The sequence below is a fragment of the Caballeronia insecticola genome (genome assembly GCF_000402035.1).
GTDB classification, from domain to species: Bacteria; Pseudomonadota; Gammaproteobacteria; order Burkholderiales; family Burkholderiaceae; genus Caballeronia; species Caballeronia insecticola.
In genome coordinates this window covers 1403691-1420453 of the sequence record NC_021294.1, presented here as the reverse complement: position 1 = coordinate 1420453, position 16763 = coordinate 1403691, and the positions used below count along the sequence as shown (strand labels likewise).

The 16763-nt window shown below is 62.9% G+C and carries 13 protein-coding genes; 11 read left to right on the top strand and 2 right to left on the bottom strand.

Annotated features, from left to right (window positions below; genetic code table 11):
- Positions 1-39 precede the first annotated feature (39 nt).
- From BRPE64_RS20530 to BRPE64_RS20490, 9 genes are all read left to right on the top strand, one after another.
- Entirely contained in the window at positions 40-2103 is a 2064-nt protein-coding gene (locus BRPE64_RS20530) for an NADH:flavin oxidoreductase (protein WP_016355464.1), read from the top strand.
- Between the two features lie 15 nt (positions 2104-2118).
- The gene (locus BRPE64_RS20525) at positions 2119-4035 is read left to right on the top strand and encodes a (Fe-S)-binding protein (protein WP_016355463.1); all 1917 of its coding nucleotides are present in this window, start codon (positions 2119-2121) and stop codon (positions 4033-4035) included.
- 4 nt (positions 4036-4039) lie between these two features.
- Positions 4040-5203 carry an electron transfer flavoprotein subunit alpha/FixB family protein gene (locus tag BRPE64_RS20520; RefSeq protein ID WP_016355462.1) on the top strand — a complete coding sequence of 388 codons (1164 nt, stop codon included), beginning with the start codon at positions 4040-4042 and terminating at the stop codon, positions 5201-5203.
- Entirely contained in the window at positions 5200-5958 is a 759-nt protein-coding gene (locus BRPE64_RS20515; RefSeq protein ID WP_016355461.1) for an electron transfer flavoprotein beta-subunit, read from the top strand. The genes BRPE64_RS20520 and BRPE64_RS20515 overlap by 4 nt, the downstream gene beginning before the upstream one ends.
- Before the next feature lie 95 nt (positions 5959-6053).
- Positions 6054-7352 carry an aromatic ring-hydroxylating oxygenase subunit alpha gene (locus BRPE64_RS20510; protein WP_016355460.1) on the top strand — a complete coding sequence of 433 codons (1299 nt, stop codon included), beginning with the start codon at positions 6054-6056 and terminating at the stop codon, positions 7350-7352.
- Positions 7353-7373: 21 nt separating this feature from the next.
- A complete protein-coding gene (locus BRPE64_RS20505) occupies positions 7374-8591 on the top strand; it encodes a hybrid-cluster NAD(P)-dependent oxidoreductase (protein WP_016355459.1) in 1218 nt (405 codons plus the stop codon).
- A gap of 134 nt (positions 8592-8725) precedes the next feature.
- Complete coding sequence (locus BRPE64_RS20500) at positions 8726-9580, top strand: glycine betaine ABC transporter substrate-binding protein (RefSeq protein ID WP_044042613.1); 855 nt, start codon at positions 8726-8728, stop codon at positions 9578-9580.
- Positions 9581-9911: 331 nt separating this feature from the next.
- Positions 9912-10991, top strand: a complete 1080-nt coding sequence (locus BRPE64_RS20495; protein ID WP_016355457.1) for an esterase/lipase family protein — start codon at positions 9912-9914, stop codon at positions 10989-10991.
- Between the two features lie 3 nt (positions 10992-10994).
- Complete coding sequence (locus tag BRPE64_RS20490; RefSeq protein ID WP_016355456.1) at positions 10995-12035, top strand: lipase secretion chaperone; 1041 nt, start codon at positions 10995-10997, stop codon at positions 12033-12035.
- 21 nt (positions 12036-12056) lie between these two features.
- Here the strand turns inward: BRPE64_RS20490 and purU are convergent, their stop codons facing one another.
- Together purU and BRPE64_RS20480 are read right to left on the bottom strand one after the other, a co-directional pair.
- Positions 12057-12932: a formyltetrahydrofolate deformylase gene (purU, locus tag BRPE64_RS20485; protein WP_016355455.1), complete on the bottom strand. Its 876-nt coding sequence runs from the start codon at positions 12930-12932 to the stop codon at positions 12057-12059.
- Between the two features lie 119 nt (positions 12933-13051).
- Positions 13052-13963 (bottom strand): choline sulfate utilization transcriptional regulator, encoded by a 912-nt coding sequence (locus BRPE64_RS20480; protein ID WP_016355454.1) that lies wholly within the window; start codon positions 13961-13963, stop codon positions 13052-13054.
- 127 nt (positions 13964-14090) lie between these two features.
- Here BRPE64_RS20480 and betC point away from each other — a divergent pair, with 127 nt between their 5' ends.
- Positions 14091-15626 carry a choline-sulfatase gene (betC, locus tag BRPE64_RS20475; RefSeq protein WP_044042612.1) on the top strand — a complete coding sequence of 512 codons (1536 nt, stop codon included), beginning with the start codon at positions 14091-14093 and terminating at the stop codon, positions 15624-15626.
- A gap of 42 nt (positions 15627-15668) precedes the next feature.
- Positions 15669-16616: a choline ABC transporter substrate-binding protein gene (locus BRPE64_RS20470; protein WP_016355452.1), complete on the top strand. Its 948-nt coding sequence runs from the start codon at positions 15669-15671 to the stop codon at positions 16614-16616.
- Positions 16617-16763: the final 147 nt, after the last annotated feature.

The window sequence follows — 16763 nt, the reverse complement described above, 5'->3', positions numbered from 1 at the left end:
GCCACGCACTGAAGCAAATTCATTCCGAGGTCGATCGCAATGCGTTACCCGAACCTTTTCAAGCCTCTTCAGCTGAACAAGCTGACGCTGCGCAATCGCATCGTCAGCACCGCGCACGCGGAGGTCTATGCCGAACCGGGCGGCCTGCCCGGCGACCGCTATATCCGTTATTACGAGGAAAAGGCGAAGGGCGGCGTCGGCCTCGCCGTGTGCGGCGGTTCGAGTCCCGTTTCGATCGACAGTCCGCAAGGCTGGTGGAAGTCGGTGAATCTCGCGACCGACAAGGTCATCGATCCGCTTTCGCGTCTCGCCGAAGCCATGCATCGTCATGGCGCGTTCATCATGATTCAGGCGACGCACATGGGCCGCCGTTCCGCGTGGCACGGCGAGCACTGGCCGCATCTGATGTCGCCCTCGGGCGTGCGTGAGCCGGTGCATCGCGGCAACGCGAAGATCATCGAAGTGGAAGAGATCAAACGCATCATTCAGGACTTCGCCGCCGCCGCGAAGCGCGTGAAGGATGCGGGCATGGACGGCATCGAAATCTCGGCCGCGCATCAGCATCTGATCGATCAGTTCTGGAGCCCGCGCACGAATTTCCGCACGGACGAATGGGGCGGCTCGCTCGAGAACCGTCTGCGCTTCGGTACGGAAGTGCTGAACGCCGTGCGTGAAGCGGTGGGCGCGGACTTCTGCGTCGGCCTGCGCATGTGCGGCGACGAGTTCCATGAAGACGGCCTCTCGCACGAGAACCTGAAGGAGATCGCGCAGGCGATGTCGGAATCGGGTTTGATCGATTATCTGGGTGTGATCGGCTCGGGCGCGGACACGCACAACACGCTCGCCAACTGCATGCCGCCGATGGCGCTGCCGCCCGAGCCGTTCGTGCATCTTGCGGCGGGCATCAAGTCGGTCGTGAAGCTGCCGGTCATGCATGCGCAAAGCATTCGCGATGCGGGCCAGGCGGAACGGCTGCTCGCCAACGGCATGGTCGATCTCGTCGGCATGACGCGCGCGCAGATCGCCGATCCGCATATGGTCATCAAGATTCGCGATGGCCGCGAAGACGAAATCAAGCAATGCGTCGGCGCGAACTACTGCATCGACCGTCAGTACAACGGGCTCGATGTGCTGTGCGTGCAGAACGCGGCAACCTCGCGTGAAACGACCATGCCGCACGTCATCGAGAAGACGCGTGGGCCGAAGCGCAAGGTCGTGGTGGTCGGTGCGGGGCCTGCCGGTCTCGAAGCGGCGCGCGTCGCGCGTTCGCGTGGCCATGACGTCGTGCTGTTCGAAAGGAACGACTATGTGGGCGGCCAGATCATGCTCGCCGCGAAAGCGCCGCAGCGCGAGCAGATGGCCGGCATCGTGCGCTGGTTCGACATGGAGACGAAGCGTCTCGGCGTCGATCGCCGTCTCGGTGTCGCCGCCGACGACAAGATGATCATGGCGGAGAAGCCGGACATCGTCGTGCTCGCAACGGGCGGTTCGTCGTTCACGGATCAGGTGCCCGGATGGGGCGTCGCGCAGGGACTCGCGGTGAGTTCGTGGGACATCCTCTCGGGCAAGGTCGAGCCGGGCAAGAACGTGCTCGTGTATGACGGCGTCTCCACGCATGCGGGCGCGGGGGTCGCGGACTTCATCGCATCGAAGGGCAATAACGTCGAGATCGTCACGCCTGACGTGAAGGTCGCCGACGACACCGGCGGCACCACGTTCCCGATCTTCTATCGCCGGCTTTATGCGCAGGGCGTGATCCACACGCCGAACTACTGGCTCGACAAGGTGTACGAGGAAGACGGCAAGAAGATCGCCGTGATCCGCAACGAGTACACGGAGGAGCAGGAAGAACGCGCGGTCGATCAGGTCGTGATCGAGAACGGCATTACGCCGAACGACGCGCTCTACTGGAAGCTCAAGCCCGAATCGCTCAATCGCGGGCAAATCGACGTGCACACGTTGTTCGCATCGCAACCGCAGCCCTCGTTGAGCGAAGAGCTTGGCAATGGACGCTTCCTGCTGTTCCGCGTCGGCGACTGCATCTCGATGCACAACATCCACAGCGCAATCTACGATTCGCTGCGGCTCTGCAAAGACTTCTGACGAGGGCATTCGACGATGAACCCCGTGTTTGTCATCACCGCGTTGTTGTGGCTCTCGATGGCGGGCCTCGCGTTTGCCTTGGCGAAGCGTGCGGCCTACTGGCGCGAAGGCCGCGCGACGGCAACGGGCGCATACGGATGGGCGAATCTGCTCACCATCCCGAAGCGCTATTTCGTGGACCTGCATCATGTCGTCGCGCGCGATCCGTATATCGCGAAGACGCACGTCGCGACCGCGGGCGGCGCCATTCTCGCGATGGCGCTCGTCTTCCTCAACTACGGTCTCGCGATCTACTCGCCGTGGCTCGACCGGCTGATCTTCATCGCGGCGATCATCATGCTGGTGGGCGCGGTGTTCGTGTGGAGACGCCGGCGCGCGAAGGACGTGCCCGCGCGTCTGTCGCGCGGACCGTGGGACAGTCTGCCGCTCTTGCTCGGTTCGTTCGCGCTCGGCCTTGCGCTGTTCATGCTGCTGCCTGCATCGTGGATGTCGGGCGCGCTCGCGATCATCGTCGCGTTGCTGATTGCGGCGGGCGCTTACACGATGACCTTCGGCGCCGCGCAAGGCGGTCCGATGAAGCACGCGATGGCGGGTCTCCTGCATCTCGCGTTTCATCCGCGTCAGGAGCGCTTTCACGCGACGCGCCAGCACGAGCACGATGTGGTGCCGCCCACGGCGCTCAAGAAGCCCGTGCTCGATGCGAAGGAATACGGCGTCGGCAAGCCCATCGAGTTTCGCTGGAATCAGTTGTTGAGCTTCGATGCCTGCGTGCAATGCGGCAAGTGCGAAGCCGCGTGTCCCGCGTTCGCTTCCGGTCAGCCGCTCAATCCGAAGAAGCTGATTCAGGATCTCGTCGTCGGCATGGTGGGCGGCTCCGATGCGCAATACGCGGGCAGCCCGACGCCCGGCATTCCGGTTGGCAAACATTCGGGCGGTCCGGCCAAACCGCTTATTTCGCAGATGATCGAAGCGGATACGATCTGGTCCTGCACCACCTGCCGCGCCTGCGTGCAGGAGTGCCCGATGCTGATCGAGCACGTCGATGCGATCGTCGACATGCGCCGCAATCAAACGCTCGTCGATGGCGACGTGCCGGGCAAGGGGCCGATCACGCTCGCGAATCTGCGCGAGACGGGCAGCCAGAATGGTTATGACATCGGCGCGCGTTACGACTGGTCGGTCGATCTGCAGGTGCAGGTTGCGCAGCCGGGCCGTCCCGTCGACGTTTTGCTGATTGCGGGCGAGGGCGCGTTCGACATGCGCTATCAACGCACGCTGCGCGCGTTCGCGAAGGTGCTGAACAAGGCAGGCGTCGATTACGCGGTGCTCGGCGGCGTGGAGACCGATACCGGCGACACGGCCCGGCGCCTGGGCGATGAAGCCACGTTCCAGCAATGCGCGACGAAGCTCATGGCGACGCTCTCGCAGTATCAGTTCCGCCGCATCGTCACGACGGACCCGCACGTGCTGCACAGCCTGCGCAACGAATATCGCGCGCTCGGCGGCTATTACGAAGTGCAGCATCACACCGCGTTCATGGCCGAACTCGTCGAGAACGGCAAGCTCGCGCCGAAGGCCGCCGCCGTGCTCGCGGACAAGAAGATCACGTATCACGATCCCTGCTATCTCGGCCGCTACAACGGCGAGACCGAAGCGCCGCGCAAGCTCTTGAAGACCATCGGCATCAAGGTCGTCGAGATGGAACGTCATGGCATGCGTGCGCGCTGCTGCGGCGGTGGCGGCGGCGCGCCGCTGACCGATATCCCCGGCAAGCAACGCATTCCCGATATCCGTATCGCCGATGCGAAGTCGATCGGCGCGGAAGTGGTCGCGGTCGGTTGTCCGCAATGCACCGCGATGCTCGAAGGCGTGGTCGGCCCTCGTCCCGAAGTGCTCGACGTGGCGGAACTCGTCGCCGCCGCGCTGGAGTGATGCCATGAACGACAACATCAAACGTATCGATCCGCGCCGTCCGTTTATCGTCACGGCGGACGGGCTCAGGCGCATCACGCTCGGCGAAGTCGGCAATGGCATGGTGCTGGACTTTGCGCACGGCGGCCACAAGCAGACGACGAAGCCGCGCCGCACGACGAAACCCGCGACGCGCGCGCTGCTCGTCGCGGCGCACACGGATCGCGGCGCGCTCGACGACCACGCGCGTCAGGCGCTGGCCGCCGCCGCCTTGCTCGCCGACGACGCCACCGAAGTCGTGCTGATTGCATTCGGCGAGTTCAAGGACGATGCGGCCGCGTTGGGCGCGGACCGTTTCATCGAATTGCCCGCGTTCGACCGGCGCAACTACGCGCCCGATGAAGAAGTGCGCGCACTGACCGCGTGCGTGTCGGCCTTTACGCCGGCGCATATCTTCATGCCGGACAACGCAACCGGCGACGGCGATCTCGGCCGCCGCTACGCCGCGCGCGCCGATGCGTCGCTGGCTACGCAAGTCGTCGAGCTGGATCGCGCGCATGTCGCGTCGTATGCGCATGCGGGCCGCGCGTTCGCATCGCGCGCGTTGCCGGATGTGGTGCTGCTCGCCGCGAACGCCGTCGATGCGAAGCTGCCGTTCGTCGGCGCGGGCGAGGCGCTGAGCGCGGAGGGCATCGTGCCCGCGGCGAAGGTGAGCGCATACGTCGATCTCGGTATCGAAGAGATGGACGCGGCGCAGGTCGCGCTGGAGGAAGCGGACTTCATCGTGTCGGCGGGCAATGGCGTGTCGGACATCGCCGCGTTCGAGGCGCTCGCGGGTACGCTGGGCGCGGCGATTGGCGCAAGCCGTGTCGCCGTTGACGATGGCAAGTTCACGCGCGACAAACAAATCGGCGCGACGGGAAAGACTGTCGAGGCGAGCGTGTATATCGCGTTCGGCATTTCCGGCGCCGTGCAGCATTTGCAGGGCATCAAAGATTGCCGTCATGTGATTGCCGTCAATCTCGACGCGAGCGCGCCGATCGCCAAGCGCGCGAATCTCACGATCGTCGCGGATACGCAGGAAACCATCAAGGCATTGACCGATGCCGCCGCTGCCGCGCGTGCGTCGCGTGCCAATGGCGCATCGATTGTCACGAGCGCGCCCGTCGCCGAAGGAGTGGCCGCATGAAAATCGCCGTTCTCGTGTCCACCGGGCGTCATCCGGTGAGCGGCACCGCGCGCTATAGCCGCAACGATGCCGCCGCGCTGACGATCGCCATCGACATTGCAAAGGCGCAGGGCGCGCAGCTCGACGTGCTGCACGCGGGCGATCCGGCCAATCCTGCGCTCGGAGAATATCTCGCGCTCGGCGCGCCGAAAGTGGAAGTGCTCAACACGCCGGGCGATGCCTGCGCTGCGCTGGCGTCCCGGCTCGCGGGCTACGACCTCGTGCTGACCGGCACGCGCGCGGAAGGCGCCTTCGACAGCGGCACGCTGCCTTACAAGCTCGCGGATGCGCTGAACCTGCCGCTGGTCGGCGCGGCCGTCGATGTCGGCGTGACGAAGGAAGGCGTGGAAGTGCGCCAGTTCATGCCGAAAGGCTTGCGCCGCCGCGTGCGCGCGCCGCTGCCCGCGCTCGTCGCCGTGCATCCGCTCGCCAATGCCGCGCCGCGCTATGCCTATGCGCGCATGCGTGAGGGCCACGTCGCACCGGTCGCGGCGAACGCGCCCGCCGACAAGGAATGCGCCGCGTGGACGCTCGGACCGGTAAGCGCGAAACCGAAAAAGCTCGCCGCGCCCGAGAAGCGCTCGGGCCACGCGCGCATGCTCGGCGCGACGACGACAGAAAGCCGCGGCGGCAGCGTCGTAATTGAAGGGAGTTCCGTCGAAAAAGCACAAGTGATCCTCGCGTATTTGCGCGAGCATCAACTCGTCGATTACTGATTTCCGGCGCGAGTCCGGACCCCCATACAAAAGCAGCAGCCCGCGTTCAAAGGTGTTTGGCGGGGCACCAGACGTGACGCATAACGGAGCACACGATGAAAGTTTCGGCAGACGTTCGCGCAATGATCGAACGCCGCAAAAAGGGCCATACGCTCGAGGCGCCGTTCTACACGAGCGAGGACATCCACGCGCTCGACCTCGATGCGATCTTCCGCAAGACCTGGATTCAGGTCGCCATCGAACCGGATATTCCCGAGCCGGGCGATTACACGACGGTCGAAATCGGCAACGATTCGATCCTGATCGTTCGCGACGACGACATGGAAATCCGCGCCTTCTACAACGTGTGCCGGCATCGCGGCGCGCGCCTGTGCAATCAGGAGAAGGGATCGCTCGGCAATATCGTGTGCCCGTATCACAGCTGGACGTACAACCTCAACGGCGACCTGATGTTCGCCGAACACATGGGCGACCAGTTCGACCGCTGCAAGCACAGCCTGAAGAAAGTGCATGTGCAGAATCTCGCGGGCCTGATCTTCGTCTGTCTCGCCGACGAGCCGCCCGCCGATTTCGCCGTGATGCGCGCGGCCATGGAGCCGTATCTGCTGCCGCACGGCCTGAAGGATACGAAGATCGCGGCGAGCATCGATATCGTCGAGAAGGGCAACTGGAAGCTCACGATGGAGAACAATCGCGAGTGCTATCACTGCGTCGCGAACCATCCTGAGCTGACCATTTCGCTCTATGAATACGGCTTCGGCTATCAGCGTTCGCCCGCGAACGAAGAAGGCATGGCCGCGTTCGAGCGCACCGTCGAGGAGCGCTCGAAGCAATGGGAAGCGATGAGCCTGCCGTCCGCGGAAATCGAGCGTCTCGCCGATCTCGTGACGGGCTTTCGTACGCAGCGTCTGCCGCTCGACCGCGACGGCGAATCGCAGACGCTCGATGCGAAGGTCGCATCGAAGAAACTGCTCGGCGGTTTCGAGCGCGCGGACCTGGGCGGATTATCGTTCTGGACGCAGCCGAACTCGTGGCATCACTTCATGAGCGATCACATCGTGACGTTCTCGGTGATTCCGCTTTCGGCGGGCGAAACGCTCGTGCGCACGAAGTGGCTGGTGCACAAGGATGCGCGCGAAGGCATCGATTACGACGTCGATAATCTCACCGCCGTATGGCGCGCGACGAACGACCAGGACCGCACGCTCGTCGAGTATTCGCAACTGGGCGTCACGAGCAATGCGTATGAGCCGGGTCCGTATTCGCCGTTCACGGAAGGGCTCGTCGAGAAGTTCTGCGAGTGGTACATAGGCCGCCTTGCCGATTACGCGAACACGCCGGAGCATGGCGTCGATGCGTCGCACGGCGAGAAAGTCGTTTCCTTCATGCGCTAAAGCGGTAAGCAGGAGCAGAACATGATGCGCGATCAGGCCACCTTCGAGCCGACCGAAAGCCGTGTCACCCGGCCGCAGTTCTGGGCGACGCTGCCCGGGCGCTGGGACTGCGACACCGACGAGACGCTCGTGTGTTGTCACGTCCGGCAGGAAACGCACGACGTCAAAAGTTTTTTCTTCAAGGCGCCGGGCGAACGCACGTTCGTGTTCGAGCCGGGGCAGTTCATCACGCTCGAACTCGAGATCGACGGTGAGCAGATCAACCGTTGCTACACCATTTCGTCCTCGCCCACGCGGCCGCATACGATCTCTATCACCGTGAAGCGTGTGCCGGGCGGGAAGGTGTCGAACTGGCTGCACGACAACGTGGTCGCCGGATCGAACGTGCGTGTGCTCGGGCCGTCGGGCGAATTCACTTGCGCACGTCATCCGGCGCGCAAGTTCCTGTTCCTGTCGGCGGGCTCGGGCGTGACGCCGCTGATGTCGATGAGCCGCGCGCATCACGAGCTTAGTGAAGATGCGGATATCGTGTTCGTGCACAGCGCGCGCACGCCGGACGACATCATCTTTGCGCGCGAACTCGATCTGATCGCATCGAATCAAGCTAATTTCCGCACCGCGTTCGTGTGCGAACGTGTGGGCACGCGCACCAACTGGCCGGGCGTGACGGGCTTCCTGAGCCTGCCGCTGCTCAAGCTGATCGCGCCGGATTTTCTGGAGCGCGAGATATTTACGTGCGGCCCGGCGCCGTATATGAAAGCGGTGCGCGATCTGCTCGACGAAGGTGGCTTCGATCGCAAGCATTATCACGAGGAAAGCTTCTCGTTCGGCGTGATCGAGGAAGTCGCGGCGGAACTGACGACAGCCCATGTCGCCGACGCGCTCGCGACACACACGGATTTCGTGGAAGCGCGCGAACAGGCGACGGGCTTCGAACCCGCTCCGGTGGAATCGATCGAGCCTGCACCGGTCGAGGCGAAGTTCAAGGTGAACTTCGCGAAGAGCCGGCGCGATATCGAATGCGGCAGCGGCGAACATGTGCTCGATGCCGCGAAGAAAGCGGGCGTGCGCTTGCCGTCGTCTTGCACGCAAGGCATGTGCGGAACATGCAAGGTCAAGCTCGTGTCCGGCGAAGTGAGCATGAAGCACGCGGGTGGCATTCGTCAGCGCGAGATCGATCAGGGCATGGTGCTGTTGTGTTGCAGCAAGCCGTTGAGCGATCTCGTCGTCGACAAGTGAAGTGAAGGCCTCGGGCGACCCTGATCGGGCTGCGTCGTTTCTTGACAACTGAGTGTCGGAAAAGTGCGTTACAGGCCAATTCTGGCTGGTGATTCTGTTCGCTACACGGCGTGGGGCCGCTAAGGGGAAACCAAATGAAACCGATGAGAAGAGCGCTCGTTCTTGGGGCGATGTCCGCCGCGTTGGCCGCGAGCCTGGGGGCAAACGCCGCAGACAAACCGACCATCAAAATCGGTTACGTGGAAGGCTGGGACGATAGCGTCGCGACGTCGAATGTGGCCGCGCGCATCATCGAGAAGAAGCTGGGCTATCCGGTGCAACTCGTGCCGGTTGCTGCGGGCGTGATGTGGCAGGGCGTCGCGCGCGGCGATCTGGACGCGACATTGTCCGCGTGGCTGCCGGTCACGCATGGCGCGTACTGGAACAACTTCAAGGCAAAGGTCGTGAATCTGGGGCCGAACTTTCAGGACGCGAAGATCGGCCTGATCGTGCCGGATAACGTGGACGTCAACAGCTTGTCGGATCTCGAAGCGAAGAAGGCGGAGTTCGATTCGCGCATCGTCGGCATCGATGCAGGCGCGGGCGTGATGCAGAAGACGAGCGAAGCCATCAAGGCCTACAACCTCGACTACAAGCTCATGCCGAGTTCGGGTTCGGCGATGACGGCGGAACTGGCGCGTTCGGAAGCGGCGAAGAAGCCGATCATCGTGACGGGCTGGAAGCCGCACTGGATGTTCGCGAAGTACAAGCTCAAGTTCCTCGAAGATCCGAAGAAGGTGTTCGGCGAGTCCGAGCACGTGGATAACGTGGTGAATCCCGAACTGGAGAAGAAGGCTCCGCCGGTGGTGGCGTTTCTCAAGAAGTTCCAGTGGAAACCGGGTGAGATCGATAGCGTGATGCTCGCGACGCAGAATGGCGAAAAGCCGCAAGCCGCCGCGGATGCGTGGATCAGCGCCCATGGCGATCGCGTGGATTCGTGGACTAAATAGGTTTTTGGGCGTTGGGCAACGCTGAAGCGTCGTAGGGATACCTGCGGCGCTTTTTTTGTTTGCGTGGACGGCGAGTTCAGGTGTCCGTGATTTTCGGGCCCGTCGTCACACAACATGGCAATGGACCGTATGCAGCATTGGATGAAATAAGCCGAAAGTATCTGAACGATGCACACCGCGAAGCCTGCGCTTCGCGTTTTTTTTTGGCGCTTGGCCATAATTTGATGCGCAATCGGCATTTCAGAGTTATCCGACTTGAGCGGCTGAGACATATCGCGGAATATCCGTCTCCTTGAAAAAGTACCTTACAGAAGAAGGAGAATCGCAAGATATGTACAAGGCGCACATCATCAGATTCATGAACCATCTGCGCTCACGCGTGGTTCGCAGCGCGGCACTCGTCGTCATGACCCTTTGCTCGATTGGCGTCATGCGCCCGGCACTCGCGGCGGACACCTACGGCGCCACGAAATATCCCATCGTTCTGGTTCACGGCCTGATGGGCACCGACAAGTTCTTCGGCATCATGGACTACTGGTACGGCATCCAGTCCGATCTGCAGTCGCACGGGGCGCAGGTCTACGTCGCCAACTTGTCCGGCTTTCAGAGCGACGATGGCCCCAACGGTCGCGGTGAACAACTGCTGGCTCAGGTGAAGCGCGTGCTCGCCGTGACGGGCGCGACCAAGGTCAATCTCGTGGGCCACAGTCAAGGCGGTCTGACGAGCCGGTATGTCGCGGCGGTTGCGCCCGACCTCGTTGCATCGGTGACGACGATCGGCACGCCGCATCGCGGCTCCGAATTCGCGGATTCTCTCGTCGGCGTGATGAATGGCGATCCCACGGGCATCCTCAAGCCGGTCATCACTACGGTCATGAACCTGTTCGGTATCGTCGCCAACAGCAGTCATAGCACCAACGTCGACAGTAACCTCGCGCTGCAGACGCTCACCACGTCCAGTACTGCAGGCTTCAACACGCGCTTCCCGAGCGCGGCGCTGGGCGCGCCGGGTTCGTGCAAGACGGGTGCGGCGAGTGCAACGGTCGGCGGCGCTCGTCAACTGTATTACTCGTGGACGGGATCGGCGATTCAGCCTATCGGCAAGGTGGGCGGCTTGACGGTCGCACAAGACACCAGCACGTTCCCGGTGCTCGATCTGGCCAATCTGCTCGACTTCACGACCCCCGTGTTCTTGCTGACCGGTACGGACATGCTCAATCACAATGCGGGACCGAACGATGGCCTCGTGTCGATCTGCAGTTCGTTGTATGGCCAGGTGCTGAGCACGAGCTACAAGTGGAACCACATCGACGAAATCAACCAGTTGTTGGGCATTCGCGGTTTCTTCGCCGAAGATCCGGTCTCGGTCATTCGCGCGCATGCGAACCGTCTGAAGACGGCGGGCGTTTAAATCATGGCGACGCGGTTTCAGCGTACGTGTCTCGGCGTCGCCGTGGTGAGCGCGGTAGTGGCGGGCGTGTGGTACTGGCGCTCCGTCCACACCTCGGCGAACACGCCCGGAACGATGACGAATGCACAAGCTCCGGGTGCGTCGAGTTCGTCGATGGAAGACGACGGCCGTGACCTGACGGCGGCGAAGAACGGGCTGCCGAGGTCACTCGCAGGTTCGAGCGCGCCGCGGCTGCCGCTCGATGAGCACGGTCGTCTGATGAAAGTTCGTGCCGTTCGGGAGTTCTTCGACTACTGCCTCAACGCGCAAAGCGATCTGAAGCCCGAGGAACTCGACGCATTGGTCGAGCGCGAGATTGCCGCACAACTCGACGCTACGCCCGCGCAAAGCGAGGCGCTCGACGTGTGGCATCGGTATAAACGGTATCTGAAGGGCATCGGCGATTTGCAACAGGGCGGTGCTCCGTCGGACGCCAAGGCGGACGGTACATCGCAAAAAATCGATGTCGCTCAAGTGCTGAACGCGCTCACGCAACGCGAATCGCTTGCGACGCGCGAGATGGGCGATTGGGCAGACGCGTTCTTCGGCCGCGAACTCGCGGTGCAGCGAAACGATGCGGCGCGTATCGCGCTGATGCAGAATCCGTCGTTGAGCGCGCAACAGAAGGCCGCGGAACTGGATGCACTGGATGAGGCTTTGCCTGCCGATGAGCGCGAGTTGCGTGCGGCGGCGAAGCACGATCAGGCGCTCATCGACCAGGTCGCGAGTGCGCAAGCCGCGAACGGTTCGCCGGATCAACTCCGCGATTCGCTGGTGCAGACAATTGGCGCCGATGCAGCGGATCGCGTCGCGCAGAACCGGCGCGACGACCTGGCGTGGCAGGCAAAGTACGACGCGTACGCTGCCCAGCGCGCTCAGATCGACGCGAGCGCGCAGTCGCCTCAGGCACGCGAGCAGAGCATCCAGCAGCTACGCGACCGCGTGTTCACCCAGCCGGGCGAAGCGGCGCGCGCGGCCTCGTTCGACGCGGCCCCCGCTAAATAAGGGATAGAGAGGGCGAGTGCGTCATCTGAGTACCACCGTCCTCTCCCCGTTGATGAACACCCGCCGTTCGATGAACGCCTTCACGGCGCGCGCCAGCGTGATGCACTCCACATCGCGGCCCGTCGCGAGCAGGCGTTCCGGACTATAGGCGTGATCGACCCGCTCGACTTCCTGTTCGATGATCGGGCCTTCATCGAGATCGTCTGTTACGAAGTGCGCCGTCGCGCCGATAAGTTTGACGCCGCGCGTATGCGCCTGATGATAGGGCTTCGCGCCCTTGAAGCCCGGCAGAAACGAATGATGAATATTGATCGCCCGGCCCGCGAGCTTTCGGCTCGTCGCGCCCGAAAGAATCTGCATGTAGCGCGCGAGCACCATCAATTCCGCACCGGACGATTCGAATAAATCGAGTAAGCGCGCTTCCTGCTGCGGCTTCGTATCGGCCGTGACAGGCAGATGATGAAACCGCAGCCCATGTTGCTCGGCAAGCGGTGCAAGGTCGGCATGATTCGACCCTATCCCGACGATATCCATCTGCAATTCGCCCATGCGCCAGCGGAACAGCAAATCCGCCAAACAGTGCTCCAGCTTCGACACCATGATGAGCACCTTCGGTTTGACGGCGAGGTCGTGCATGGCCCACGTCATCGAAAAGCGCTCGGCAATCGGTTCGAACTCGCGCTTGAGCATCGGCAGATCGAGCGTTTCATTTGCCCGCGCGGCATGGAACACGCAGCGCACGAAGAAGCGTTCGCTCAGGTCGTCGTCGAAGACAGTGAATTCGTCGATATAACCGTGATGCCGCTCAAGAAAGCCGACGATGGCGGCCACCTGTCCCGCCGCGCTCGGGCACGAAACGGTAAGCACCAGTTGATCAAAGCGGGAATCGGCTGCCATGCGTGCTCCACATTCGAATGATCGCAGCGCCGCGACATGCGGCGAACGTACACGCTAGTAGAGCAAACGCAGGCAGCGCGCGGATAGAAGCGAACCGCCGCGCAGCTAGTACGAAAGCGTCAGCGGACCACTTCGCATTCGTCGAGCAGCCATTCGCTGAAGGCGCGCACCGCGGACGACGGCTCGCGCGGCGTGACGAGCACATAACCGCGCTCGGTGACAAGCGGCGCATCGCACAGCGCGACAAGCTGACCCGTTACGATCAGTTCGTCGATGAGCGGCGCCCAGCCGAGCGCAACGCCCTGGCCCATCACCGCCGCATGCGTGACGAGCGCATAGCTGTTGAAGGTGAAGCCGCCGTGCGTCGGCGGTGCGGCGAGCCCGTGTGCTTCGAACCATGCGTTCCACGAAAGCCAGCGTTCCGGAAAGGTCGGTTCCAGATGCAGCAGCGGCAGCGCGAGCAGATCGGCGGCATTGCGCGGCGTCGTCTCGCCCGCGATCAGCGCGGGGCTGCACACCGGCACCACGCATTCGGCGAACAGCTTCACGGCGCTGCGCGTGCCCCAGTCGGCCTGCGTGTCGCCGAACACGATCACGACATCCGCATGATCGCCCGATGCGCTCGGCATGCTCTGCGATGTGATGATCTTCACGTCGACATCGGGCATCAGCGCCTTGAACTGCGGCAGACGCGGCATCAGCCAGAACGTGGCGAAGCCGAAATCCGTCGACAGCGTGAGCGTGCGTTGCGCGCGGCGGGCACGGATATCGGCTGTGGCGCTGCGAATGACGTCGAGTCCTTGCCGCACGGCTTCGAACAGACGCACGCCGTCTTCCGTGAGCGTGACGCCGCGATGCCCGCGCTCGAACAGCGCCGCGCCCAGCGCTTCTTCGAGCTGCACGACGCGCTGGCTCACGGCAGGCTGCGTCGAGCCAAGCTCACGCGCCGCGGCCGTGAAACTTGCCAGGCGCGCGGCGGATTCGAACATCAATAACGCCTGCATGGGCGGCAGACGATCCGGCCGCGGCATAACGCCCCCTTATGAACGCATAACGAATTGCTGTCTTCACAGCCGCGAATTGAACGGCAATAGTGAGGCTGGACGCTCGTCCATGGAACGAGCCGACTGTTACGGATTCTATTCGAGGCACGCATTCATGCTTGAGACGAAACAAAATATCCTGGTGTTGATGGCCGATCAACTCACGCCCTTCGCACTGTCCGCCTACGGCAACCGCGTGACGAAGACGCCGCGCATCGATGCGCTCGCGCGCGAAGGCGTCGTGTTCGACTCCGCGTATTGCGCGAGCCCTTTGTGCGCGCCGTCGCGCTTCTCGCTTCTCGCGGGCAAGCTGCCGTCGCAGATCGGCGCGTATGACAATGCGGCCGAGTTTCCGTCGGAGACGCTGACGTTCGCGCATTATCTGCGTGCGGAAGGCTATCGCACGATTCTCTCCGGCAAGATGCATTTCTGCGGCGCGGATCAGTTGCACGGTTTCGAGGAACGTCTCACCACCGACATCTATCCCGCCGATTTCGGCTGGACGCCCGACTGGCAGAACTTCGACGCGCGCCCCTCGTGGTATCACAACATGAGTTCCGTGATCGACGCAGGCCCATGCGTGCGCACCAATCAACTCGACTTCGACGACGAAGTAACGTTCACCACGCGTCAGAAGCTCTTCGATATCGCGCGCCAGCGCAACGCAGGCAAGGATGCGCGGCCGTTCATGATGGTCGCATCGCTTACGCATCCGCATGATCCTTACGCGATCCCGCGCAAGTACTGGGACCTGTATCGCGACGACGAAATCGACATGCCTTCGTATCGTGACTCGCTCGACGCATGCGATCCCCATTCGAAGCGCCTGCGTCATGTCTACGAAGCGGACCGCACGCCGCCGACCGAGCAGCAGGTTCGGCACGCGCGGCGCGCGTACTACGGCGCGGTGTCCTATGTCGATGATCAGTTCGCATCGATTCTCGAAGCGCTCGAACAGGCAGGCCTCGCGGACGACACGATTGTCGTCGTCACGTCGGATCATGGCGAGATGCTCGGCGAGCGCGGCCTTTGGTACAAGATGACCTTCTTCGAAGGCGGCTGCCGCGTGCCGTTGATCGTGCATGCGCCGAAGCAGTTCCGCGCGCATCGCGTGGAAGATTCGGTGTCGCATCTCGATGTGCTGCCGACGCTCGTCGAACTCGCGCGCGGCGAAGCGATGTCATCATGGCCCGACAGCATCGACGGTCAAAGCCTCGTGCCGCATTTGCGCGAGACCGGCGGCCACGACGAAGCCATCGGCGAATATCTCGCGGAAGGCGCGATCGCGCCGGTCGTGATGATCCGGCGCGGGCGCTTCAAGTTCATCCATGCGAGCGTCGATCCCGATCAGCTCTACGATGTGAAGGCCGATCCGTTCGAGCGCGAGAACCTCGCGCGTGACGCACGTTACGCCGCGCAAGTGGCCGAGTTTCGTGACGAGATCGCGCGGCGCTGGAATCTCGATGCGCTGCATCAGGACGTGCTGAAGAGCCAGCGCCGCCGTCATTTTCACTTTGCGGCGACCACGCGCGGCACGATCCAGTCGTGGGACTGGCAGCCGCATGTCGATGCGAGCCAGCGTTACATGCGCAATCACATCGATCTGGACGATCTCGAAGCGATGGCACGCTTCCCGGCCGTCGAGCACTGACGATCCGATCACACCCACTCCCCACATCGACAGGAAAGCACCATGAAAAAGGGCTTTATCCGTGCGCTTTTCACGACCGCGCTGATCTGCGCGGCGTCTCACGCATTCGCCGCCGAGCCGCAGTCGTGCACGCAAGTGCGCATGGCCGGTCCCGGCTGGACCGACATCGACGCCACCAATGCGATGAGCGGCGTCGTGCTCAAGGCGCTCGGCTACAGGCAGAACGTTGCGAACCTGTCCGTGCCGATCACGTATCAGGGCATGAAGAAAGGGCAGATCGACGTGTTCCTCGGCAACTGGATGCCCGCGCAGGCGCCGCTCGTGAAGCCCTTCTTCGATGACAAATCCATCGACGTGGTGCGCCCGAATCTCTCCAACGCGAAGTTCACGCTCGCCGTGCCGGATTACGTGGCCGCGGCAGGCGTGCATTCGTTCGCGGACCTGGCGAAGAACGCCGACAAGTTCGACAGCCGCATCTACGGCATCGAGCCCGGCGCGCCGGCGAACCAGAACATCAAGCATATGGTCGATGACAAAGCCTTCGGTCTCGGCAACTGGAAGCTGGTCGAATCGAGCGAAACGGCGATGCTCACGCAAGTGGAGCGCGCGGTGCGCGAGAAGAAGTGGATTGTGTTTCTCGCGTGGGAGCCGCATTTGATGAACACGAAGTTCAAGCTTGCTTATCTCGACGGCGGCGACAAGTACTTCGGTCCGAACTACGGCGGCGCGACGGTCAATACGGTCTCGCGCAGCGGCTACGAGCAGCAGTGTCCCAACGTCGCGCGGCTCTTCAGGCAGATGACGTTCAACGTCGATCTGGAGAACGGCGTGATCACCGACGTGCTGGAAAAGAAGACCAATGTCGATGCCGCCGCAACGGATGCGCTGAAGCATCATCCCGAGTTGCTGAAGTCGTGGCTCGATGGCGTGACCACGGCAAGCGGCGGCAACGGACTCGAAGCCGTACAAACCGCGCTGGGCACGAAGTAGCGAATCGAATGCGCCCATCCCGCGCCCCGGCGGGATGGGTCGCAACTGGACAGATTTTCGTCGCACTCAGTCGAGCCGCGACATATATGGGGCCTTATTTTTACGTCATCGGCGCGACGTTTCGATGCGCCGCGCAGCAGGTCGAGC